At 65.8% G+C, this 717-nt stretch carries 1 protein-coding gene and 1 pseudogene; both read left to right on the forward strand.

Annotated elements, in window-relative coordinates; genetic code table 11:
- Positions 1 to 261: FKBP-type peptidyl-prolyl cis-trans isomerase (locus ACXJKJ_RS30545; protein WP_457395196.1), on the forward strand; the 261-nt coding region annotated here is incomplete at its 5' end.
- Between the two features lie 117 nt (positions 262 to 378).
- Positions 379 to 717 (forward strand): annotated as a pseudogene (locus ACXJKJ_RS30550) (hypothetical protein); the annotation flags it as partial.

The following is a 717-nucleotide window of genomic DNA, read 5'->3' on the forward strand; positions in this document are numbered from 1 at the left end:
GGCCTGACCCAGCGCGTGCCGAAGAAGCATTTCGGCACCACCAAGCTGATTCCGGGCCAGCAGGTCGTGCTGCAGACCAACTTCGGCCCGCGCGCGGTCACCGTGGAGAAGGTCGGCATGAGCGTGGTCGACGTCGACCTGAACCACCCGATGGCCGGCAAGGACCTGTATTTCTCGGTCGAGATCGTCGACGTGCGCGCCGCCGCGGCCGAAGAACTCGAGCACGGCCACGTGCATGGCGAWGGCGGYCACCAGCACTAAGCAGTAACCACTGCGACCGGCATTGATGGCCGGTATCGAAGGTGATGCAACTGCCCGCTTCGGCGGGCCGTTGCGTATCTGCGACAGGGCGACCCGCGCGCGTGGCGCGACGGCATAATGACTGCCCAGATCCACGGATTGCCTGTGAACGCCGCTTCCCTTYCCCTGCAGCCGGTCGCCGTCGGCGAGCGCATCGCGGTGCTGGACATCCTGCGCGGGTTCGCCCTGCTGGGCATCCTGCTGATGAACATGGAGGCCTTCAGCGGACCGCTGGATCTGGCCTTCACCGGCATCGATCCGCAGTGGCACGGGTTGGATTACGGGGTCGACGCGGCCATTTACGTGCTGGTGCAGGGCAAATTCTTCACGTTGTTCTCGCTGTTGTTCGGCGCCGGCTTTGCGATCATGGCCCAGCGCGCCGATGCGGCCGGGCGCGCGTTCGCCCCGTTTTACCTG

The sequence above is a fragment of the Roseateles sp. P5_E1 genome, assembly GCF_054049335.1.